Source organism: Labrys miyagiensis (assembly GCF_030160835.1).
Taxonomy (GTDB): Bacteria; Pseudomonadota; Alphaproteobacteria; order Rhizobiales; family Labraceae; genus Labrys; species Labrys miyagiensis.
Genome location: NZ_BSPC01000058.1, coordinates 169566 through 190392 on the forward strand (window position 1 = coordinate 169566; position 20827 = coordinate 190392).

20 protein-coding genes and 1 pseudogene are annotated in these 20827 nt (G+C 59.8%); 12 read left to right on the forward strand and 9 right to left on the reverse strand.

Annotation, left to right across the window (positions count from 1 at the left end; translation table 11 throughout):
• Positions 1 to 59: 59 nt before the first annotated feature.
• Complete coding sequence (locus tag QQL24_RS25995; RefSeq protein ID WP_284315203.1) at positions 60 to 998, reverse strand: helix-turn-helix domain-containing protein; 939 nt, start codon at positions 996 to 998, stop codon at positions 60 to 62.
• Between the two features lie 152 nt (positions 999 to 1150).
• On the opposite strand from QQL24_RS25995, the gene QQL24_RS26000 reads away from it, so the two are divergent.
• The 8 genes from QQL24_RS26000 (at position 1151) to QQL24_RS26035 (ending at position 9681) form a co-directional block, all read left to right on the forward strand.
• Entirely contained in the window at positions 1151 to 2692 is a 1542-nt protein-coding gene (locus QQL24_RS26000) for a sugar ABC transporter ATP-binding protein (RefSeq protein ID WP_284315204.1), read from the forward strand.
• A gap of 69 nt (positions 2693 to 2761) precedes the next feature.
• Positions 2762 to 3784, forward strand: a complete 1023-nt coding sequence (locus QQL24_RS26005) for an ABC transporter permease (protein ID WP_284315205.1) — start codon at positions 2762 to 2764, stop codon at positions 3782 to 3784.
• Positions 3785 to 3863: 79 nt separating this feature from the next.
• Positions 3864 to 4967 (forward strand): substrate-binding domain-containing protein, encoded by a 1104-nt coding sequence (locus QQL24_RS26010; RefSeq protein ID WP_431310762.1) that lies wholly within the window; start codon positions 3864 to 3866, stop codon positions 4965 to 4967.
• Between the two features lie 67 nt (positions 4968 to 5034).
• A complete protein-coding gene (locus QQL24_RS26015) occupies positions 5035 to 5952 on the forward strand; it encodes a polysaccharide deacetylase family protein (RefSeq protein WP_284315207.1) in 918 nt (305 codons plus the stop codon).
• 53 nt (positions 5953 to 6005) lie between these two features.
• Positions 6006 to 7223 (forward strand): L-2-hydroxyglutarate oxidase, encoded by a 1218-nt coding sequence (lhgO, locus tag QQL24_RS26020; RefSeq protein WP_284315208.1) that lies wholly within the window; start codon positions 6006 to 6008, stop codon positions 7221 to 7223.
• A 20-nt stretch (positions 7224 to 7243) separates the two neighbouring features.
• Positions 7244 to 7576: an NIPSNAP family protein gene (locus tag QQL24_RS26025; protein ID WP_284315209.1), complete on the forward strand. Its 333-nt coding sequence runs from the start codon at positions 7244 to 7246 to the stop codon at positions 7574 to 7576.
• Positions 7577 to 7700: 124 nt separating this feature from the next.
• Positions 7701 to 8126, forward strand: coding sequence for a cupin domain-containing protein (locus QQL24_RS26030; RefSeq protein WP_284315210.1), 426 nt, complete (start codon positions 7701 to 7703; stop codon positions 8124 to 8126).
• 751 nt (positions 8127 to 8877) lie between these two features.
• On the forward strand, positions 8878 to 9681 hold the full coding sequence (locus QQL24_RS26035) for a CPBP family intramembrane glutamic endopeptidase (protein WP_284315211.1): 804 nt from the start codon (positions 8878 to 8880) through the stop codon (positions 9679 to 9681).
• Positions 9682 to 9768: 87 nt separating this feature from the next.
• On the opposite strand, the pseudogene QQL24_RS26040 reads toward QQL24_RS26035, so the two are convergent.
• The 6 genes and pseudogenes from QQL24_RS26040 to QQL24_RS26065 form a co-directional block, all read right to left on the reverse strand.
• Positions 9769 to 10044: pseudogene (locus QQL24_RS26040) on the reverse strand (alpha/beta fold hydrolase); the annotation flags it as partial.
• A 29-nt stretch (positions 10045 to 10073) separates the two neighbouring features.
• Complete coding sequence (locus QQL24_RS26045; RefSeq protein ID WP_284315212.1) at positions 10074 to 11033, reverse strand: nucleoside hydrolase; 960 nt, start codon at positions 11031 to 11033, stop codon at positions 10074 to 10076.
• A 53-nt stretch (positions 11034 to 11086) separates the two neighbouring features.
• On the reverse strand, positions 11087 to 12052 hold the full coding sequence (locus QQL24_RS26050) for an ABC transporter permease (RefSeq protein WP_284315213.1): 966 nt from the start codon (positions 12050 to 12052) through the stop codon (positions 11087 to 11089).
• Positions 12052 to 13203: an ABC transporter permease gene (locus tag QQL24_RS26055; protein ID WP_284315214.1), complete on the reverse strand. Its 1152-nt coding sequence runs from the start codon at positions 13201 to 13203 to the stop codon at positions 12052 to 12054. Before QQL24_RS26055 ends, QQL24_RS26050 begins: the two co-directional genes overlap by 1 nt.
• Entirely contained in the window at positions 13203 to 14750 is a 1548-nt protein-coding gene (locus QQL24_RS26060; protein ID WP_284315215.1) for an ABC transporter ATP-binding protein, read from the reverse strand. The genes QQL24_RS26055 and QQL24_RS26060 overlap by 1 nt, the downstream gene beginning before the upstream one ends.
• Before the next feature lie 17 nt (positions 14751 to 14767).
• A complete protein-coding gene (locus QQL24_RS26065) occupies positions 14768 to 15766 on the reverse strand; it encodes a BMP family lipoprotein (protein ID WP_284315216.1) in 999 nt (332 codons plus the stop codon).
• A 295-nt stretch (positions 15767 to 16061) separates the two neighbouring features.
• Here QQL24_RS26065 and QQL24_RS26070 point away from each other — a divergent pair, with 295 nt between their 5' ends.
• Genes QQL24_RS26070 through QQL24_RS26085 form a run of 4 tightly spaced genes read left to right on the forward strand, consistent with a single transcriptional unit; the run spans position 16062 to position 19729 of the window.
• A complete protein-coding gene (locus QQL24_RS26070; RefSeq protein ID WP_284315217.1) occupies positions 16062 to 17447 on the forward strand; it encodes an aspartate aminotransferase family protein in 1386 nt (461 codons plus the stop codon).
• Complete coding sequence (locus tag QQL24_RS26075; protein WP_284315218.1) at positions 17444 to 18151, forward strand: GntR family transcriptional regulator; 708 nt, start codon at positions 17444 to 17446, stop codon at positions 18149 to 18151. Before QQL24_RS26070 ends, QQL24_RS26075 begins: the two co-directional genes overlap by 4 nt.
• Positions 18152 to 18153: 2 nt before the next feature.
• Positions 18154 to 19164 carry an aldo/keto reductase gene (locus tag QQL24_RS26080; RefSeq protein WP_284315219.1) on the forward strand — a complete coding sequence of 337 codons (1011 nt, stop codon included), beginning with the start codon at positions 18154 to 18156 and terminating at the stop codon, positions 19162 to 19164.
• A gap of 34 nt (positions 19165 to 19198) precedes the next feature.
• Positions 19199 to 19729: a DUF4269 domain-containing protein gene (locus QQL24_RS26085; RefSeq protein WP_284315220.1), complete on the forward strand. Its 531-nt coding sequence runs from the start codon at positions 19199 to 19201 to the stop codon at positions 19727 to 19729.
• A 180-nt stretch (positions 19730 to 19909) separates the two neighbouring features.
• Here QQL24_RS26085 and QQL24_RS26090 read toward each other — a convergent pair whose 3' ends face one another.
• Together QQL24_RS26090 and QQL24_RS26095 are read right to left on the reverse strand one after the other, a co-directional pair.
• Positions 19910 to 20260 (reverse strand): slr1659 superfamily regulator, encoded by a 351-nt coding sequence (locus QQL24_RS26090; protein ID WP_284315221.1) that lies wholly within the window; start codon positions 20258 to 20260, stop codon positions 19910 to 19912.
• Positions 20261 to 20264: 4 nt separating this feature from the next.
• Positions 20265 to 20825: a slr1658 superfamily regulator gene (locus QQL24_RS26095; protein WP_284315222.1), complete on the reverse strand. Its 561-nt coding sequence runs from the start codon at positions 20823 to 20825 to the stop codon at positions 20265 to 20267.
• Between the last annotated feature and the right edge of the window lie 2 nt (positions 20826 to 20827).

Below are 20827 nucleotides of genomic sequence, written 5' to 3' on the forward strand. Positions count from 1 at the left end.
CGCGGGGGGACGCCGACGTCACCAAGCCTCCAGGTTTCGTTCGCGCAACCAAGCGCTTCTCAATGCGACCGGGCCGAGTACGAGAGGGCCTCCTCATCGACATTGGCGCGCTGTTCGGCGCTCTGAGGCCATGATGCCGAGGCATTGGACTGAGTGTGTCTGCGCGCGAAGGTGCTGGGGGTCATGCCGGCATAGCTCGTGAACGCGACGGTAAATGCGCCAATACTGTTGAACCCGACAGCGTAGGCGGTCTGCGTCACGCTGGAATTCTTTTGACTGAGCAATTTCAGCGCCTTGCTCATCCGAACCTCGATGATGAACTCGCGCCAGTTGATGCCAAGCTCATCTCTAAATCGGCGCCGCAGGGTGCGTTCCGACATGCCGACCGCAGCGGCCGTATCGGCTATGGATGCCGTCTCGATGTGGTCGCGTGCAAAGGCGATCGCGCGTTCCATGTCGGGCGCGTTGCCAAAGGGCGTCCACATCTTGCGTTTGGTGTCGAACCAGACGGCGAAAAGCTGCCCCATCGTTCGGAAGTAATCATTGGCGAGAGCATCGGCTGGATCGCGGTCCGGCCCCCATCGGCGCGCAAACGATATCATTTCGACCGCAAGCGCGGGCATCGCAACGGCCCAGCAGCCGACATGGTGCCAGGCGGCTTCACCACACGTGAACTTCACCAAGGTGATATCCACTGGCCCGGTCGCGGCCAGCCGGTAGGATCGTTCCGGCGGGATATACACCATGTGTCCGCTCGGAAGCGTCCATCGTCCCGCATGGCCGAACAGCATCACTTCGCCATGATGGATGCAGACCAGCATGCCGCCCGCCTCCCGCTCGGAGCTGGCATCGAATGATGGCATATGCAGTTCAACCGCATGGGTCGGGCGAGACTGGCTGACGGCGAAGCGTTCGTCATACCGACCGAGGGTAAAGCGCACGAGGGTGCCGGCGTCACCGCTGAGCGGACAATCGATCGGTGTCTTGGTCCGGGTCATTTTTGGCCTCCATCAGCGCTTGCGCTATTTTGTCCGATTTTAAGAAATACGTGGCCTATTTCCGAATGACGGCCTTTCAATAGCGTGACAATGTCCCTTGCACAAGAGGTCGGCAGCCAAAGTGCTGACAAGTAAGCCTCGGCAGGAGGACCATGTCTGGTATCGAGAACAATGCTGTTGGCCAGTATCGCCCTAAGACATCGCTGGCCACGACGCCCATTCTCGAAGTATCGGGCGTTGGCAAGCGATTTGGCGGTACGGTCGCTCTGCGTGACGTTTCCTTCACGGTTTCAGCGGGCGAAATCGTCGCCTTGCTTGGCGAGAATGGCGCCGGCAAGTCCACTCTCATCAAGATCATGGCTGGTGTCTTCCCTGCCGATGCCGGCTCCCTGCGCTTCAAGAATGCTCCTGTCTTGGCCGCGGCGAAGGCGGGCCGGATCGCTTTCATCCATCAGGATCTTGGCCTCATCCCATGGATGACGGTCGCAGAGAACATGATGCTCGGAACAGGCTATCCCCGACGCAACGGCTTGATTGATTGGGCCATGGGCCGAGCCAAGGCGCACAACGCGCTTTTGGAAATCGGCGGAGATATCGATCCGGACGACCGGATCGAGTCCCTGAGCCGGACAGACAAGTCGCTCGTTGCCATCGCGCGGGCGCTGAGCAGCAACGCAGAGCTTGTCGTGCTCGACGAGCCGACGGCGAGCCTGCCTCAGTCAGAGGTCGATCGCCTGCACGAGGTGCTGCGCCGGCTAAGGGATCGCGGCGTCGGCATGATCTACGTGTCCCATCGCCTCGACGAGGTCTATGCGCTCTGCGATCGCGTCGTGGTTCTGCGCGACGGCATGGTTGCCGCCAGCAGACGCGCGGCCGAGATGGGCGCGGAGGAGCTGGTCGAGGCGATCATAGGCCGGCCTCGCGAACAAGTCTTTGTCCGCCCCCCTGCTCCTCAAGACACTCGCGATCTCCTGAGCCTCGAGAGGCTGCAGACCGAAATGACGGGACCCGTCGACCTGACCCTGCGGCGTGGCGAGGTCGTCGGCCTCGTCGGCCTGCGTGGCGCGGGCCAGGATGAGATCGGCAAGGCGCTGTTCGGGGTCGACACCGCCTTCTCCGGCCGGATCACGCTTTGCAACGCGCCTTACCTGCCGAAGGACCCTTTCGATGCTATCTCCCAAGGCGTGCTCAAGGTGGCCGGCGACCGCAACGCCGAGTCTATCGCCCAAGGCATGACGATCCGGGAAAACATGTTCCTCAACCCGCAAGCCAGCGGGCGCGGCCTGCTCACATTGAGATCGGTCACCTCGGAGAGCCGGGAAGCCGAGACAATGGGCGCAACGGTGCGTCTGAGGCCCAATATGCCCTCGGCCGCCATCGAGACATTGTCGGGTGGCAACCAGCAGAAAGTCGTGATGGCGCGTTGGATGCGTATCGGCGGTAAGGTGCTCATCCTTGAAGACCCAACCGCCGGCGTCGACGTCGGCGCCAAGGCCGAAATCTACCGGCTTCTGGCCGACGCCCTGAATACTGGCCTTGGCGTGCTGCTGATCTCGACCGACTTCGAAGAAGTCACCGCCATCTGCCATCGAGCCTACGTCTTCAGGGCCGGCAAGGTCGTGGCCGAGCTCTCCGGGACCGAGCTGTCGATCGCCGGCCTATTGAACGCCGCATCGCTTTCGTCGGCCGCCTGATCGCACCGGACAAGCAAAAATCTCACAACGAGCCACGGACGCTCATCGCCAGCCGGAGGGAGGAACCCAATGGAATCCATCAGATCGACTGCCCTGGAGCCCACACCACGCGAACTGGCACCTCTGTCAGCAATGCAGCGCCTGACAAGGGTACTGCCAGTCTATGGGTTGCCGCTGCTGACCATCGCACTGATTGCACTGTTTTGCAGCCTGTTGCCCAACACCTTCCCGACACTTCTCAATTTTCGCTCGATACTCGGTGACAAGTCGATCATCTGCGTGCTCGCCCTCGCCGCGATGGTGCCCATGATGGCGGGCCGGATCGACCTGACAGTCGGCTATGGCATCGTGATGTGGCATGTGCTGGCGATCAGCCTGCAGACACAATTCGGCTGCAACTGGCTGGTCGCCGTCCTGGTGGTCCTGGCCCTCGGCGCGCTCATGGGCCTGATCAACGGTGTGCTGGTCGAGATTGCACAAATCGATTCCTTCATAGCAACGCTCGGGACCGGAACCGTCCTGTATGCCCTCGCGCTCTGGCATACGGGTGGGCGGCAGGTCATCGGATCGTTGCCCTCCGGCTTCACCGACATCTATTCAACGAATGTTCTTGGACTGCCGATTGCCGCCTTCTACGTGCTCGCAATCAGCCTGGTCCTCTGGGTCGTCGCGGACTACCTGCCGATAGGGCGCATGCTCTACGCCATCGGCGCCAACCAGCGGGCCGCGTCGTTGAACGGCATCCACACCCGCCGCTTCGTGATCGGCGCTTTTGTGACTTCGGGTCTGCTCGGTGCCTTCGCCGGTGTCGTGCTGGCAGCAAAGCTGCGGATCGGCCAGGCGAGCGTTGGGCTGGAATTCCTGCTCCCCGCACTGGTTGGCGCCTTTCTCGGCTCGACGACCATAAAGCCGGGCCGGGTCAACGTCTGGGGCACCGTCATCGGCGTCGGCATCCTCGCTGTCGGTATAGCCGGCATCCAGCAATTCGGGGGCGCCTTTTATATCGAGCCCCTGTTCAACGGGACGACCCTGCTCGTCGCGATCGGCATTGCTGGATACTCGCAGCGCCGCCGCTCCACCGGACGAGCATGACGCTGATCCAACGCCGGCAACTCCCTGTCTGAACAAATTGAAATCAAAAAAGGAGGAAAGTCCTATGAAATTCAATTGCCTGAAGCAGCGCATTCTCGTTCTGGGTCTCGCTGCCACCATGCTCACGCCGATCGCCGCATTCGCTCAAGATGCGGGCATTTCGGCCACCCGGGATTACATCGCCAATATTACCAAGCCCAATGCGCCATGGACTGGGCCAACGTCCGGGGCCCCCGCTCAGAAAGACAAGACCATTGTCTATGTTTCGGCCGACGAGCGTAACGGCGGCGCCCTGGGCGTCGGCGCAGGTGTCGAGGAAGCAGGCAAGGCCATCGGCTGGACCGTCCGCGTCCTGGACGGACAGGGAACGGTGTCGGGCCGCTCCTCCGCCCTGCAGCAGGCAATGGCGCTGAAGCCGGACGGCATCGTGCTCGGGACGGTCGACGCCAAGGAACAGGCCGAGCTTATCAGCCAGGCGGCCGCCGCCGGGATAAAGGTCGTGGGCTGGCATTCGGCGACCAAACCGGGGCCGTCCGACGAATACAAGCTCTTCACCAACATTGCCACGGATCCTCTGGATGTCGCGAAGGCCGCAGCCTCCTACGCGGTCGCCGATTCCAACGGCAAGGCAGGCGTCGTCATCTTCACCGACTCCACCTATGCGATTGCCGTCGCCAAGTCCGATGCGATGGCGGAGGTCATCAAGGCCTGCCTCGGCTGCAAGGTCCTCGATGTCGAGGACACGCCCCTGGCCGAGGCAAGCACCCGCATGCCTCAGCTCACGACGTCATTGCTGCAGCGTTTCGGCGCCGAATGGACCTACTCCCTCAGCATCAACGACCTGACCTTCGACTTCATGTCCGCGTCGCTGTCATCAGCCGGTATCCTCCAGGATGGCCAACCCCGCAACATTTCCGCCGGGGACGGGAGCGAAGCGGCGTTCCAGCGCATACGCGACAATTTCTATCAGTCCGGAACCGTCGCCGAGCCGCTTAGCCTTCATGGCTGGCAGGCGGTCGACGAACTCAACCGCGCCTTTGCCGGCGCTCCACCTTCGGGCTTCGTCGCGCCGGTGCATCTCGTGACTTCGAAGAACATCGGCTCCGATGGCGGCCCGAAGAATGCCTACGACCCCGATGACGGCTACCGCGACGCCTACACCAAGATCTGGAACGGCAAGTAACTGGCGACGAAGGCCCCGATGGGGACTTCGCGACCTACGTCCTGGCGCAAAAACGGAGATTTCGAAGATGAGCAAGAGCTATTGGCCTGATGGCAGCCGCCTGGTCATTTCCATTTCCATGCAGATGGAAGCGGGCGGGGAGGCCCCCTACGGCCCGGGCGGGCCGTTCTCCGGCTTCATCGACATGGATCCGGCCTATCCCGATTTTCCGACCAAGTCCTGGTATAAATACGGCTATCGCGAGGGTATCCAGCGCATGCTGGATCTATGGGACCGCTTCGGCGTCAAGGTCACTTCCCACATGGTCGGCTCCGCGGTCGATCGCGCGCCGGAGGTCGCCAAGGAGATTGTCGACCGCGGCCATGAGGCCGCCGCTCACGGCCGTGACTGGGTTCAGCAGTATGATCTCGACTACGACGCCGAGAAGAAATTCATCCAGGACAACATCGACAGCGTCAAGCGCGCAACCGGTCAGGTTCCGATCGGATACAATGGCGCGGCGATGCGCGGTACCATCAATACGCTCAAGATTCTCCAGGACCTGGGCTTCAAATATTTCATCGATGACGTCAGCAGGGACGAGCCCTTCCTGATCAAAGTTCGTGACAAGGACATGGCGATCATCCCCTATACCTTGAACCTCAACGACATCATCCAATTCGAATCCTACAAGTTTTCGAGCCTCGAGTTCGAGCAGCAGCTCAAGGACGAGTTCGACCAGCTCTACGAGGAGGCGGCTGCCCGCCGCCGCATGATGGCGATCTCGACGCATGACCGCATCCAGGGCCGCCCCTATCGCGTGCGCTCGCTCGGCCGCTTCCTCGAATATGCCAGCCGGCACAAGGGCGTGACCTTCATGCGCAAGGATCAGATCGCAGACATCATCTACTCCGACAGCGATCCCCTCCGCGACATCAACGAGCACGATGCATGGGCCGATTGGGAACGCAAACATGGCAAGCAGAAGATCGTGCCGGTCGCCTGACCGAGGGAACCGGCCGGCGGCGGTTGCATCCCGCCAAGTCGAGAGTTCGCTTCATGAATTATGACCTTGCGATTATAGGCGGCGGCATTGTCGGATTGGCTACAGCCCGGGAGGTGACTGAACGCTTTCCTAGCCTTTCTATCACGGTCATCGAGAAGGAAGCGGACCTTGCCCTGCACCAGACCGGCCGGAATAGCGGCGTGATCCATGCAGGGGTCTACTATCAGCCCGGGAGTCTCAAGGCCCGTTTCTGCAAGGAGGGCGTCGAGGCGACGATCCGATTCTGCAAGGATCACGCCCTGCCCTTCGACCAATGCGGCAAGCTGCTTGTCGCGACCGAGGGGCCAGAGCTCGACCGCATGGCTGCGCTGCAGGAGCGTTGCCTCGCCAACGGCCTTCCCGTCGAGCGTCTCGATGCAGCCGAGCTCGTTCGGCGCGAGCCACATATACGCGGCGTAGGAGCGTTGTTCGTGCCGACGACAGGCATCGTCGACTATGGTCTTGTGGCCCGCACGATGGGGCAGCTTGTGATCGAGCGCGGCGGCGAGATCTTGACCGGAACCTGTGTCGATACCATACGCGAGGAGCCGGCCGGCGTTACGATCGGCGCCGGCGGACGAACGATAAAGGCCCGCCATCTCATCGTCTGCGCCGGCGTCATGGCAGATCGTATGGCCAGGCTGTGCGGCCTCGATCTCGATTTCCAGATCGTGCCGTTCCGGGGTGAATATTATCGCCTGGGCGCCGGCAAGAATGACATTATCAGCCACCTGATCTATCCGATTCCGGACCCGGCACTACCCTTTCTTGGCGTGCACCTCACGCGGATGATCGGCGGATATGTGACGGTAGGGCCGAACGCCGTGCTGGCCTTCGCCCGCGAGGGCTACCGCTTCACCGACATCAGCCCGAAGGACCTTTCGGAGATGATCGCCTATCCGGGGTTTCGGCGGGTGATCCGCGCCAATCTGCGGTCCGGACTTTCGGAAATGTGGAATTCGCTGAGCAAACGCCGCTACCTGGCTCTCTGCCGGCGATACTGTCCAGAACTGACGCTGGATGACCTTGAGCCCCACCGATCCGGCATCCGAGCCCAGGCCGTGCTGGCGGACGGCACGCTCGTGCATGATTTCCTCATTCGCGAGACAGCACGCAGTATTCATGTCTGCAACGCTCCCTCGCCCGCCGCCACCTCGGCCATTCCGATCGCGAGGGAGTTGGCCCAGCGCGCCGCAGCGCGCTTTGGCTGGCGGCAGAGTCTGGCGAGCTGAACCAGGACGGAGACAGCCCAATGCTGTTTGATCTCAGAACCTACCGGGTCCGACCAGGCACGCTCACGGCGCAGCTCGAGATCTATGCCAGAGAGGGCTATGCGGTGCAGTGCCGGTACCTCGGCGCCCCGATCTTTTACGGTACGGTCGAGACCGGCGACGTCAACGCCTATGTGCATCTCTGGCACTTCGAGGATGCCGCGGACCGGGAGCGCAAGCGAATGGCCCTCTACAGCGACCAGGCCTGGCTTCAATATCGACAGCGGAGTGCCGAAGCCGCGTATCAGATTGAGCAGACGAACACACTTTTGAGGCCCGCGCCGTTCTGGCGGCCGGGGCCCTCTGCAGGCTAGGCGTCCGTTTTGCAGCTCAGTCTCAATATGCTAGTGAATTAGTCAAAGTCTGCCTTGAACCCGAAGATAAAAAGTTTCGACTGGCGCCGGAACTGCCAGTCGGTCAATTGGAGAGTTGGCCGGCATGCGCGCGATCATTGCAGTATTCATGCTTTTCATTGCGGCTACCGCTGCAAACGGTGATGAAGCCGTTTCGAAGCAAGTTGTGGTCTCCACAATCTTGGCGACTACAGTCACGGCTGCAGGTCAGCCGATTATCCTTCCAACAGGCCACGTTCGGCTGATAGCGTCGATGTATGAGATCGCCCCGGGAGTGTCACTGCCGGTCCATGAACACCCCTATCCGCGCTATGGCTATGTATTGGCCGGAGATCTTACGGTGACTGACAAGGAGAGTGGTGCGCAATCGACGTACAAAGCCGGCGACTTCATTGTTGAGATGGTCGACCGTTGGCACTCTGGACAAAATACCGGGGCCGTTCCCGTGCGCCTTCTGGTGATCGACCAAGTGCCGGAGGCCGCCATCGGCAATACGGTGCTACGGCCCTGAGATCCGAGCGTGCTTGGACATGGGGATGCTCCAGTCTGTAGTGAGTTGGCAACCTCTCAACTGCGGATAGGACGCCCATCAATGTTGGCCGCTGCCCGCCCCCTCGCCGCGCCTCCATACCGCGCGAGCGGTTTAGTCCCGGGGTGGTTTCCGGCCATTCGGAGTCGGTGCCAAGCGTCAGACTTTCACCACTGGTTTTCCGCCGTTTCCAGAGGTGCTAAAGCGTTTTTCGATTTGACAGAATCGGCAAGAATCGCAAAGACGCGTCGAAACAAAAAGTTAGAGCAAAGTAGCGTTTGCGCCTAAACGCGCTTTGCTCTAGTGCTTCGACCGCCACGCCGATCGCATCCGCATGCCTGGTCCGCGCCGGCGCTCCAACACGTCTTCGGCCGCGCTGACCAGCAGCTCGAGTGTTTCCGCCGAGATCATAACCTCCGGCAAGGGTTACTCCCTCATTCATTGCGGTTCATGCCTATCCATTTCATCCTTGGTCGAGACAACGGTCGCATGGCGCAGCTGCTCTTCGTCCCTGAGGTGCCGCACGGCAGCAGTCAATCCTGGCCCAATCCATTGCGCCATGTGAAAGTAGGCAACAGCGGTCGGTTGGGTGCGCCTCCCGGAAGAGAAGTGAAAATTCAAGCAGGCAGGCACGGCGTAACGAGGGGGCCATCCGCCCGTCTTTTGCGTTCCTTGTGATGTGTGCTTTGGCCGTGGTAGCCTTACAGCCTGCGAAAGACCAGGAGGCATCGCCATGACGCCGCTCGCGAGCTTTACGCGGACTCATCAGCTTTTGGCCTTTTTCGTCTTCGCCTATGCTTTTTCCTGGTGGGCCTGGGTCTGGTATCGGCTCGATCCGGGCCATGCGGATGCACCGATTCTCCCGCTTGGGCCACTGCTGGCCGCCGGCCTGACGTTGGCGCTCATCGGCGGCTGGCCGGCAGTCACGACCTGGCTCGCCAGGATTGGCCATTGGCGGGTCGGGCTGAAATGGTACGCCCTGGCGTTGCTTCTGCCGCCGGCGCTGACACTGACAGCGGTGGGGTTAAATCTCTGGCTTGGGGCGACTTTGTCGGCGGAACTCGCCTTTCCCAACTGGTCCGACCTCGTCGTCCGCTTCGTCTTCATATTTCTCCTGATCGGGCTCGGCGAGGAACCAGCCTGGCGCGGCTTTGCCTTGCCGCGGCTTCTGGTCGGCCGAACCGCCCTTGGCGGCAGCCTCATCCTCGGCGCCCTCCACGCCGTCTGGCACCTGCCGCTTCTTGGTGTGGAATATGACGCCGGCAATATCCTGCCCTGGCTGATGAGCGTGTTCTGCTTCGGCATCGTCGTGACCTGGATGTGGCTGCACACGCAGGGCAGCCTGTTGCTGCCGATGCTGATGCATGCCTCCAACAACACCGCTGCCTTCTTCTGGCGAATGTTCGACGGCGGCGAGCAGATCGCGCTCTGGTGGCTTTGGAGTGGCCTGTGGCTGGTGACCGTAGCGGCCGTGGTGACCCTGACCGGGCCGGCCCTCACGCGCGATCGAATGGCGGCGTTGAAAGACAATCAATGACGAATTGGGGTGCTGTCAGGCAACTCCCACTTGTCTGGACCAGGCGTAAGATCATCGAGCTGCCTCGGGCCCGCTCGGCGAGGATGCTTACGAACGTATGAAGGCGAGCAGATCGGAATTGATCACGTCTGCGTTGGTCGTACACATGCCGTGTGGAAAGCCAGGATAGACTTTGAGTGTGGAATTCTTGAGCAGTTTAGCCTGCAAGACCGCGGCGTCTTTGTAGGGAACGACCTGGTCGTCATCGCCCTGCAAGATAAGCGTAGGCGCCTTGATCGCCTTGAGATCTTCCGTTTGATCAGTTTCAGAGAAGGCCTTCATGCCATCATTAAGAGCCTTGGCGCCGCCCATCATGCCCTGGCGGATACTCCCAATTATCCTCACAACACCTGTCAGACTCCCAATCTTTGAAGAAACATCTCGCGAAACCGCGGGCGATCGACGTCTGTAAGCACATTCGTCAGCGGTGTCTGCGTCCATTCCCGCTCCTGCCCATTTGACGCATTGGTTCGGCGATCCGCTACCGTCATCCCCCTCGTGAAAGTTCCTCTGAGTTCCACCTGGATCGGGAGTTGTTCACTCGCTGCGATGATCGCCGGTTCGGCCACAACTGCCACGGTGAGGGCAGAATGAGCGGCGCAGGCGTATCGCCCCAATTTCTTGGAATAGAAGTTCATATAGAACGGCATCATTGCTGCGATGTAGCGAGCCTCTGCGCCACCAGCCTGTAGGCGCTTGAGATCTTTCTCTTCGAGAATGGTGTCGTCCGTGACGTCGAGCCCGACCATATCAACCTGCCACCCTGCCTGCTGCAGGACCATTTGGGCTCCCTCCGGGTCGTGCCAGGCATCGGCTTCAGCAACAGGTGTAACATTCCCTGGCACGTAGACGGCGCCGCCCATCCAAACCACTCTGGGAAGGTATTTCGGGAGCTCAGGATCTATGGCCAACGCCAAAGCCAGATTAGTGAGCGGTCCTAAAGCGATATAGGTAATTTCTCCAGGATGAGCGCGCGCAAGTGCAATCGTCAGTTCAGCCGCGGACTCCCGAGTAGGCTTGATCGTTTTCGGCTTGTCAAAACCGGCATTGCCGACGCCATCGTCGCCGTGCACGAATGGCGAGTAGTTTGGATTACCCACCAGGCCTCGCCCGGCGCCCTTGGCAAGCGGAATATCCTCACGGCCGAAGACCTCCATCAGATAGGCCGTATTTTCAGTCGTCAGTTCCACGCTGACATTTCCAAATACGGAAGTGAATGCGACCACGTCCAACTCGGGAGAGCGCAGGGCGAGAGCGCATCCCATGGCATCGTCCACACCGGTATCGGTATCCACGATCACTTTGGTCTTCATCGTTCAACTCCGTAAGAAAAAGGGTAAGTGGAATTGTCAAGGGCAGTGCAGATTCAGCGCTCTTTGACGTAAGGCGTTCCGCACGCGTGGGGCGGTTCAGCGCGGCCCATCAAGCCCGCGAGCAGAACAACTGTGAGGATGTAAGGCAGGGCTTGCACGAGCTCGACCGGCACTTCGAAGCCGAACGCAAAGGTGCCTTGCAGGCGGGCCTGCAACGCCTCCAGGAAACCAAACAACAAACAGGCCACCAAGACCGGCCAGGGTCGCCAGTTGGCGAAAATGAGAGCGGCAAGAGCGAGGTATCCACGTCCGGCGGTCATGTCGCGTCCAAAGCCAGCATTCTGCGCGGTGGAGAGGTAGGCGCCAGCCATCCCGCACAGAACGCCAGTAATCACGAGAGCAAGGTAGCGCATGCGGGTTACCGAGATGCCGGCAGTGTCGACGGCCGCAGGGTGTTCCCCGACTGCACGGAGCCTGAGGCCAAAGCGTGTCTCGCGAACGATCCACGCGGTAAGCGGCACGGCCAGGAAGGCAACATAGACGAGGCCCGGGTGTCCCGAGAGCAAGCCCGCATAGAGTGACCCAAGGATGGGCAACTCGCGGATCTGATCAGCAAATGGCCACGTGATTGCCTGAAAGCGCGCATCTCCAATTAGCTGAGGCGTCTGGCCGCCACGAAGGTACCATGCATTGCCTAATGTCGATGTCAGGCCCGACGCCAGGATGTTGATGGCCAGGCCTGAGACTACCTGGTTGCCGCGATGGGTGATGCTGGCAAAGCCGTGAAGCATGGCCATCAGGATGGCGACGATCATACCGGCTATCAGACCCAAAAGTGCGGAGCCGGACTGCGCCGCCACAACCGCGCTCGCAAAGGCCCCTGCCAGCATCTTGCCTTCTATACCGATGTCCACAATGCCTGCTCGTTCTGAGAAGAGCGCCGCGAGCGAAGCGAGCAGCAAGGGCGTGGATGTTCGGACGGTCGCATCCAATATAGAAATCAGACCGAGTTGATCCATTACTCACTCCCTCCCCCGCCAGTCTTGAAGAGAGCCTCGATCGGCGCGCGGAACATATGCTCAAGCGCGCCGGCGAATAGAATGATGACACCCTGGATCACGACCGTCAGGTCACGCGTGATCGCCGGCATGGCGAAGCTGAGCTGGGAGCCTCCTTGGTAGAGAGCTCCGAATAGAAGGCTGGCGAGCACGATACCGAAAGGGTGATTGCGCCCCATCAGCGAGACTGCGATCCCGACAAAACCAGCGCCTGCCACAAAATTCAGAACGAGCCTCTGCTGCGATCCCATGACTTCGTTGACCGCGATGAGGCCTCCCAGTGCGCCAGACAGGCACAAGATGGCGATGACGACCCGATCCACTCGTATTCCGGCATAGGTCGCCGCGCGCGCACTGAAACCAACGGTGCGAAGCGCATAGCCCCATCGCGTTCGCCAAATGAAGATCCAGACCGCCCAGCTGCAGGCGAGCGCCAGTACGAATGAGATGTTGAGCGGCACTTTTGAGAACGACCGGCCAAACCAACGCATGACGTCAGTGAGCGTGAGCAGCGAGGCCTTCGGCGCAAAGTGCGGGCTTTCAGGCGTCATACGGCCAGGCGCCGCGAGGACGTGCACGAGCACGTAGACCATGAGCGACGCAGCGATGAAATTGAACATGATCGTCGTGATTACGACGTGGCTGCCGCGGCGAGCCTGCAGGTAACCTGGGAGGAATGCCCATGCGGCGCCGAAAGCAAGCGCGGCAATAATTGCGACTGGAAAGAGGATCAGCGCCGGCAGAAAGGCGAGATGCAGGCATACGAGCGTTACGCCAAGGCCTGATACATAGGCCTGGCCCTCGACACCGATATTGAACAAGCCGCCATGGGCGGCGACAGCCACCGCCAGCCCGGCGAAGATAAAGTCGGTGGCATAAAACAGCGTGTAGCTGAGGTTGCGCCCATCGCCGAACGCGCCGGTGAACAAGATACCGGCTGCGCGCAAAGGCGTCATGAGGTAATCAGCGAAAGGCAAGGTGCCAGTACTAAAGGGTTGCCAGTAGATGATGAGCACGACCGCGCCAGCGGCCAGCGCAGCCAAGAGAAAATTGACGAGTGGAAGTACGATAGTCGAGGCCCAGACTGGTACCCTTGCAAGCTTGATAAGCATCAGTGGGGCCTCACACCGGCCATCATCATGCCGATAGTCTGTTCGTCCGCATCCTCACCGTCGAGCTCCCCAACGATCGTGCCATCGAACATCACGATAATTCTATCGGACAAAGCACGGATCTCATCGAGTTCCACCGAGACCAGCAGCAAGGCCTTTCCGGCTTGGCGGAGGTCGAGCATTCGACGGTGGATCTGCTCGATGGCGCCGATATCCACGCCCCGAGTGGGCTGGCCAATAAGGAGAATTTGCGGGTCATCCTCGACCTCGCGCCCGACGATCAGTTTTTGTTGATTGCCGCCGGAGAAATTGGAGGCACGAAGAAACGGATCCGGCGGTCGCACGTCATACGCGTGCATCAGCGCGCGCGTGTGCGCGAGTATGGCCAGGCGATTGCTGAGAATGCGGTGGTTGTACCCTCGGGCGTCTTGGCGGCCGAGAATTGCGCATTCACTGGCGCTGAACCGGCCAACCAGACCGTCACGATGTCGATCCTCGGGGATATGGCCAACTCCGAGGTTACGCAAGGTGCGGGCATTTGGACTGCGCATTGCGGCGATCGAGCGCCCTCCGACCGAAAAGTCCCCGGAGGTTGGCCGCACCATACCGGATAGCACTGCAAGCAGCTCGGTTTGACCATTGCCGGAGACTCCGGCGATACCGACGATTTCACCCGCACGCACATTAAACGAGACGCCTTTGAGACGTCGGACACCTATTTCATCAACATAGTCCAGGTTTCGAACGTCGAGCAGCGCCTCTCCCGGTTCAGACCGCGCTGGCCTGTTCGTGGCTGCGACCCTGCGCCCAACCATCAAGGATGCCAGTTCGGCCTGGTTGGTCGCCTCGGTTCGCAGCGTCTGGATGAGCTTTCCCTGCCGCATCACCGAAACGGAGTCAGTAATCGCCAGGATCTCGCGCAGCTTGTGCGTGATGAGGATAACGGTCTTTCCTTCCTCCCGAAGCGCCGCAAGAATTCGGAAGAGATGGTCGGTCTCGGCTGGGGTAAGAACACCAGTCGGCTCATCGAGTACAAGAATGTCGGCGCGGCGAAACAGGGCCTTGAGAATCTCGACGCGCTGACGAACGCCCACCGGCAGATCGCGTACGAGAGCGTCGGGAGAAACTTCCAGCTTGTAGTCGGCCTCGATCTCCTGGAGTTTCTCTCGAACACGTCGCCGGCTCTTTGTGATGATCGAATGCCCCTCGGCGCCTAGCATGACATTCTCGACGACGCTGAAGGGTTCCACCAACATGAAGTGCTGGTGGACCATGCCGATGCCCGCCGCGATGGCATCGCTTGAGCTTCGGATCTGGCGCTGCGCTCCCCCTACCCAGATCTCGCCTTCATCCGGTTCATAAAAACCGTAGAGGATTGACATGAGGGTCGATTTGCCCGCGCCGTTCTCACCGATGATGCCGTGGATTTCGCCCCGCCTTACACCAAGCGAGACGTTGTCGTTGGCACGCACCTTGCCGAACCTCTTGGAGATGCCGCGCAGCTCGATAGCAAGAGAGGTGGATGTATCGGGAGGCGTCGCGCTCATCGCTGTCAATTTCGGCTTCAGTTGGGACAGGAATTGGTCTTGACGTAGTCGGTCACCGTGATCTTTCCGGAGATGATCTGGTCCCGCGCCGCTTCGACCTTGGCCTTCATTTCTGGCGTGACTAGCTTGGCGTTGTCGTCATCCAGGGCCCAATCGACGCCCTTATCGGCCAATCCCATGACTTTGACGCCTGGCTTCCAGCTGCCATTCTTGGCGTCGTCAAAGGCGTCATAGGTGGCAACGTCCAGCCGGTTGACCATCGACGTAAGGACGGATCCGGGATGGAGGCCATTTTGGTTGCTGTCGACGCCAATCGCGAGCTTCTTTGCATCCGCTGCCGCCTGGAGCACACCGACACCCGTTCCGCCGGCCGCTGCGTAAACGACGTCCGCACCACGGTCGAACTGGCTGCGGGCAAGTTCGCCACCTTTGGTCGGATCATTCCACGCCTCGGGTGTCGTGCCGGTCATGTTTTCGATGACCTGGATCTTTGGATTTATGAAGTTCGCCCCTTGCTTGTATCCACAGCTGTAGGAACGGATCAGCGGAATATCCATACCGCCGACGAAGCTGATCACGTTGGACTTGGAAGCCATGGCTGCGAGCGCGCCGACCAGAAACGACCCCTCCTCGGCCTTGAACACGACTGACTGCACATTCGGCTTGTCGAGTTCGTCGTCGAGAATGACGAAATGGCTATCGGGAAACTCCTCGGAGACCGTGGACAGAGCATCCTCGAATGCGAAGCCTACAACGATGACCGGGTTATGCCCCGCTTCGGCTTCGGAGCGGATTGCCTGTTCCCTTTGAGTCTCGTTCGAGATCTCGAACTCCGCGAAGCTCCCGCCGTTCTTGGCGACCCACGACTTCGCGCCATTGAAGACCGCTTCATTGAACGAGTGATCATATTTGGAGCCAAGATCGTAGATTACCGCCGGATCTGCCCGGCTTGCTGTGGTTCCGAGCAGCATCAGCGCGAGTGCCGGCAGCAACAGCTGCACCAATGGCTTTCTCATAATCGCATGTCCCCTAGGTGGCTTGGAAGCAGGCTGACTAAGGTCACCTCCTGCCTTTATGTATGAAAGTATACTTTTTGAGACACCGCAAGCACTTTTTTCAGCGCCTTGTGTCTCACCGCCAAAATTGTCCACTAGAGCGATAAATAGCTGATTTTACACAATAAAATGTATACCATCCATGCAATAGTCGATTCTTTCCAGCATCATTTGGCGAACCCCGATGCTGGACATCGCTACGAAAATGTATACTTTATGGCGAGTCACGATTCGAACTCGACCGTCGAGGACGCCTATGCCTGTCAATTCTGGACCGCCCGAGAATGCGCTGGCGGACCCAAGCTTGCGACGCCAGGGACACAACCACGCGATCGATGACGCTCTCGCTGAAGCGCGGCAGTCCTACGTTGCGCGCAATACGTTCAGCGGCGCTCTCTTTGAAAGGGCTCAGGATGTGATGCCGGGCGGAAATACCCGCTCGGCCCTGCACTTCGATCCGTTCCCCCTCTATATGGCCTCGAGCGCCGGCGCCTTTGTTGAGGATGTCGATGGGCACCGCTATCTGGATGTGCTGGGTGAGTTTACCGCCGGTCTTTACGGGCACAACGATCCTCTCATTCGAGAAGCGGTTACACAGACCCTTGAGGGCGGCATCTCCAACGGCGCTCCGGGTGAAGCTGAAATCGAGTTGGCCGCACTCATGCGCCAAAGATTTCCGAGCCTGGAGCGCATCCGCTTCTGCAACTCGGGAACGGAGGCAAACCTCTATGCGCTGACCCTGGCCCGGGCGGCGACGGGCCGCACCAACCTGGTGTGCTTCAGAGGAGCCTATCATGGTGGGGTCTTCGTCTTCGCTGACGGAGGAAGTGCCATGAACGCCCCTTTCGATTGGACGGTTTGCCGATACAACGATGCAGAAGAAGCCTCGCATGTGATCGACCAATTGGGACCATCTCTCGCCGCTGTGATCGTCGAGCCGATGCTATCGAACGGTGGCTGCATCCCGGCAACAACGGAGTTCTTGCAAGTGTTGCGTGAGCGAACCGCCGCGCACGGCGCCATCCTGATCTTCGACGAAGTTGTCACCTCGCGCATGGGGGCGGGCGGGCTGCAAGGGCTCTATGGCATTTGCCCGGATTTGACGACCTTCGGAAAATACCTGGGAGGTGGATTTTCCTTTGGTGCTTTCGGCGGTCGAGCTGACCTGCTCGACCATATGAATCCCATGCGTCCAAATGCGCTGCCTCACGCAGGCACGTTCAACAACAATCTGTTTTCGATGCGGGCCGGTGTCGTCGGGCTCGAAAAGATCTATGCCGCCGAGCGGGCAGAGGCATTCCTCCGCACTGGGGAGCGACTGCGGTCTCGCCTCAACGAGTTGGCCGCGCCTCATGGGCTTGGGGTTCAGTTTACGGGCGTCGGCTCAGCCATGAACATTCACTTCCACAACGGAGAAATACGCTGCCCGGAGGACATTGCGGTCGAACCGCAGCAATTGTTTCAGCTCTTTCACTTTGATCTTATGGAGAACGGTATCTATGCAGCACGGCGTGGCCAGATAAACCTCAGTCTGCCGATGGGGGACAAAGAATTCGATACTATTGTCCTGGCCGTACAGGCGTTTCTCGAACGCCGCAGCCCCCTGCTCTCAAATGTCGGAGTGAACGGACAATCCCAATGACAGCTCCCTCTATCAGCTTCACGCCGAATTTCGAGCATCGCAACCTCGCGGATCAATGCGCGGACCATATCGTCCTGCTGATTGCCAGTGGGGAACTGCAGCCCGGCCAACGTGTCTTTGAAAAGGATATCTGCGCCCGTCTCGGTGTGAGTCGAGTGCCGGTGCGGGAAGCCTTTCGGATCCTGCAGGCCCAAGGAGTGATTGCTACCGAACCCAACCGCGGTAGCTTCGTCAATGAGTTCGGCTCGGTCGAGACGGCAGAGCTCCTGGAAGTGCGCCTCAGCGTCGAGAGGTTGGCGCTGCGCCGATTTTCGGATCGGGTTGCCCAGGGCGAGACAGAACTCGGCATCCTTGAGACTGCGATCGATGCCATGCGTCGTGCCGCACGTCTGAACGACCAACTGAGTTATTGCCAGGCCGATCTCGCCTTCCATCAAAAGATTGTCGAGCTGTCACAAAGTCATCTGCTTGTGCCCCTTTGGGCTTCTCTGTCGAGGGGCGTTCTCGTCTTCCTGATGCAGGAGAGAAACGTGCTGTTCGATTATCAGGAATCGATCGAGGAACATGTCTACTTGGTCGAGCTTATTAGGAGCGGCAGGCAGGCGGCGCTGGATCGAGAGATCGAGCGCCACATCATCAGCAATGTTCGCCGAAAAGCGCATCAGGTAGATGCTGTTCCAGCCAAAGGTTCGGCAGCATCATGATTATGAGCAAACGCAAGCTGGGCCGAACTGGCGTCGACCTTTCTCCCGTTGGCCTTGGGGGCGTGCCGCTCGGCGAAATCTATAAGAAGATCGATGAGCAACAGGCCCGGGCAACGTTGCAAGCCGCGTGGGATCAGGGCATCCGCTATTACGACACTTCTCCGTGGTATGGTCGCGGCCTGAGCGAATTGCGCTTTGGAGAAATGCTTCGTCAGCATCCCCGCAGCGCCTTCACGTTGTCGACCAAGGTGGGGCGGGTGTTTCGGCGTCCTGCCGATGCCACATCTTTCAAAGGAGAGTTCTGGCGAGGCGGACTGCCCTTCGAGCATCGGTTTGACTACACATACGATGGCATTATGCGCTCCTACGAGCAGAGCCTCATGCGTCTCGGTCTGAACCAGATTGACCTCCTGCTGATCCATGACCTCGATATTGCCGAAATCGGTTCGGCTGATTTGGTCGCGCACCACTTCGCAGATCTTGAGCGCTCGGGATGGCGAGCCCTGGAGAGCCTTCGACGCTATGGCGAGATCGCCGGCGTCGGGGCGGGGGTCAATATCCTTGGGACTATCCCGGAATTTCTGAGACGGTTCGATCTCGATTTCTTTCTCGTCGCCATGCCTTACACCTTGCTCGACCAGGAAGTACTGGACGAAGAATTTCCTCTTTGTGAAGAGCGTGGTGTCGGAATCGTTGTTGGATCTCCGTTTGCGTCCGGCATCCTGGCGACCGGTACCTCCGTTCCCAAGCCGTTCTACAATTACCTGCCCGCCACGCCGCGTGCTTTGGCTAAGACAGCGGCAATCGAGAAGCTCTGTTTGAATTTCGGTGTCTCGCTCAAGCAAGCCGCTTTCCAGTTCCCTCTGCGCCACTCTACAGTCGCCAGTGTCGTGTCCGGTGCAGGTTCGCCAGAACAGGCGCTTGAGAATGCTCATCTGCTAGACGCTGCGATTCCGGATGAATTCTGGCGCGAGTTGCGGCGAAGCGGCCTTATCCACCCGTCAGCGCCCTGACATGGAACGACATCGGTGTTCATACGAACAGGCTTTGCGCGAGACGAGACTCCTCGAAACCCTGGCGGATTTCGACCCGCACATTGCGGGAACCCCGCCCCTCGGGTTGGATGTGCCTGAAAGTGACATCGATATCTTGTGTCAGATGCCTGATCCGCTCTTATTTGCCGCACAGATCTGGGCCCGTCTGTCGGCCTGCGACACTTTCTCGATGCATCAGTGGACAGGCGGACGTCGAACAATTGTGGCGAGCTTCCGGTCTCACGACTGGCTGTTTGGTATATTCGGCGACCGCAGAGCGGTGGCTGAGCAGGAGGGGTGGCGGCACTTCGTCGTCGAGCAACGGCTACTCCGGCTGGGCGGGCAAATGCTCAAGGAGAGCATCATGCGCCTCCGATACTCAGGTATGAAGACCGAGCCGGCCTTTGCGGCCGCACTCGGACTTGAAGGCGATCCCTATGAGCAGATGCTTCGCTTGTTCGACGAAACCGACGATCAGCTCAAAGCAAGGTTGCTGCGTACACGTCGACACCCACATCGAGGGCGTGGTCGCGCTCGACGTTGAGAGCCACATCGCTGCTCAAGCGAACCACAAACCTCGTTATGCGGATCAGGTGTCACCGACCGGCCTCCGGCCTTCGTCTAAAGGAAGACGGCGCGAAAGGGGACACTGGCGGAAGAATTCGCCGTGTCCGCAGCAGGGGTCGGAACAAACTTCAAACCGGATTAGCGCTGAAGAGCCGTGTCAGTCGATTTGCAGGGAAACTGCCGGATGCAGTTTCTTGAGATTGGGCAGGGACTTATTCTGCCACGGAATCTCGGAACTGCCTCGCACGACCAGCGCCACGCTCGGATGCTTGCGCACCTCGATGGTGAATTTAGCCAGCAGGTTGATGCCCGAGGAGTTGAGGAACTCAAGACCTGTCAGGTCGAGCGTGATCGTATCCGGCGCAGTCGCCAGGACCTCGGTCATCAAGGCCATGATCGGTGCATAGGCATCCGTTCCCGACAACCGCATCGTGCCTTCGAAGTGGACCACGCTGTCTTCGGCCCAGACCCGGTATTCGTCCGACTTGATCTCAAAATTCGGCTTCATGCTCTCACTGCTGCGACTGGGTGACGGGAATGGCGGCGAAGGTTTCGACATAGACGCGCCTGCCATCATCGACGGGACTGAAGATCCAAGCCAGGCGGGCGCCATAGTCGCTCATCAGCGTCAGCAATCCAAGGCCCGAGCCTGAGGTCTCCGGATCGGCTGCGTTGGCCTCGATGCGCTCGATGAGCAGGTCGCCCGGATCGCCGGTGGTGATCTCTGCGAGCAGGGCCTGGAACGATGCGGCCGCTTCGGTGCTGACGACGTTGGAAACCTTGACCTTGAAGCAGTCGACATCCATTGCCGCCTCGACCCTGATCTCGCCGGGCTCACGGAATTTGATCGAGTTCTCGATCAACTCATTGACGAGGTAGCCAATATTGTGCCGCACCTCGCGGTAATCGTTGCGCGAGGCATGAAACGGCAGCGCGAACAGGTCGGCAATGAAGTCCGACGTTGTTGCGCAATGATGCCACCTCAGGTCGAGGGGGCCATCGAACAGCCTGACGCGGCTGACGCTTTCTTTCATGCCGATCACGATCTCTGCTGGTCCATACAGTGTGGTCATGG

Excerpts from the sequence above, each read along its gene's own strand:
- QQL24_RS25995 (WP_284315203.1), bottom strand. The coding sequence starts at position 998 with ATGACCCGGACCAAGACACCGATCGATTGTCCGCTCAGCGGTGACGCC.
- QQL24_RS26000 (WP_284315204.1), top strand. The coding sequence starts at position 1,151 with ATGTCTGGTATCGAGAACAATGCTGTTGGCCAGTATCGCCCTAAGACA.
- QQL24_RS26005 (WP_284315205.1), top strand. The coding sequence starts at position 2,762 with ATGGAATCCATCAGATCGACTGCCCTGGAGCCCACACCACGCGAACTG.
- QQL24_RS26015 (WP_284315207.1), top strand. The coding sequence starts at position 5,035 with ATGAGCAAGAGCTATTGGCCTGATGGCAGCCGCCTGGTCATTTCCATT.
- lhgO (WP_284315208.1), top strand. The coding sequence starts at position 6,006 with ATGAATTATGACCTTGCGATTATAGGCGGCGGCATTGTCGGATTGGCT.
- QQL24_RS26025 (WP_284315209.1), top strand. The coding sequence starts at position 7,244 with ATGCTGTTTGATCTCAGAACCTACCGGGTCCGACCAGGCACGCTCACG.
- QQL24_RS26030 (WP_284315210.1), top strand. The coding sequence starts at position 7,701 with ATGCGCGCGATCATTGCAGTATTCATGCTTTTCATTGCGGCTACCGCT.
- QQL24_RS26035 (WP_284315211.1), top strand. The coding sequence starts at position 8,878 with ATGACGCCGCTCGCGAGCTTTACGCGGACTCATCAGCTTTTGGCCTTT.
- QQL24_RS26045 (WP_284315212.1), bottom strand. The coding sequence starts at position 11,033 with ATGAAGACCAAAGTGATCGTGGATACCGATACCGGTGTGGACGATGCC.
- QQL24_RS26050 (WP_284315213.1), bottom strand. The coding sequence starts at position 12,052 with ATGGATCAACTCGGTCTGATTTCTATATTGGATGCGACCGTCCGAACA.
- QQL24_RS26055 (WP_284315214.1), bottom strand. The coding sequence starts at position 13,203 with ATGCTTATCAAGCTTGCAAGGGTACCAGTCTGGGCCTCGACTATCGTA.
- QQL24_RS26060 (WP_284315215.1), bottom strand. The coding sequence starts at position 14,750 with ATGAGCGCGACGCCTCCCGATACATCCACCTCTCTTGCTATCGAGCTG.
- QQL24_RS26065 (WP_284315216.1), bottom strand. The coding sequence starts at position 15,766 with ATGAGAAAGCCATTGGTGCAGCTGTTGCTGCCGGCACTCGCGCTGATG.
- QQL24_RS26070 (WP_284315217.1), top strand. The coding sequence starts at position 16,062 with ATGCCTGTCAATTCTGGACCGCCCGAGAATGCGCTGGCGGACCCAAGC.
- QQL24_RS26075 (WP_284315218.1), top strand. The coding sequence starts at position 17,444 with ATGACAGCTCCCTCTATCAGCTTCACGCCGAATTTCGAGCATCGCAAC.
- QQL24_RS26080 (WP_284315219.1), top strand. The coding sequence starts at position 18,154 with ATGAGCAAACGCAAGCTGGGCCGAACTGGCGTCGACCTTTCTCCCGTT.
- QQL24_RS26090 (WP_284315221.1), bottom strand. The coding sequence starts at position 20,260 with ATGAAGCCGAATTTTGAGATCAAGTCGGACGAATACCGGGTCTGGGCC.
- QQL24_RS26095 (WP_284315222.1), bottom strand. The coding sequence starts at position 20,825 with ATGACCACACTGTATGGACCAGCAGAGATCGTGATCGGCATGAAAGAA.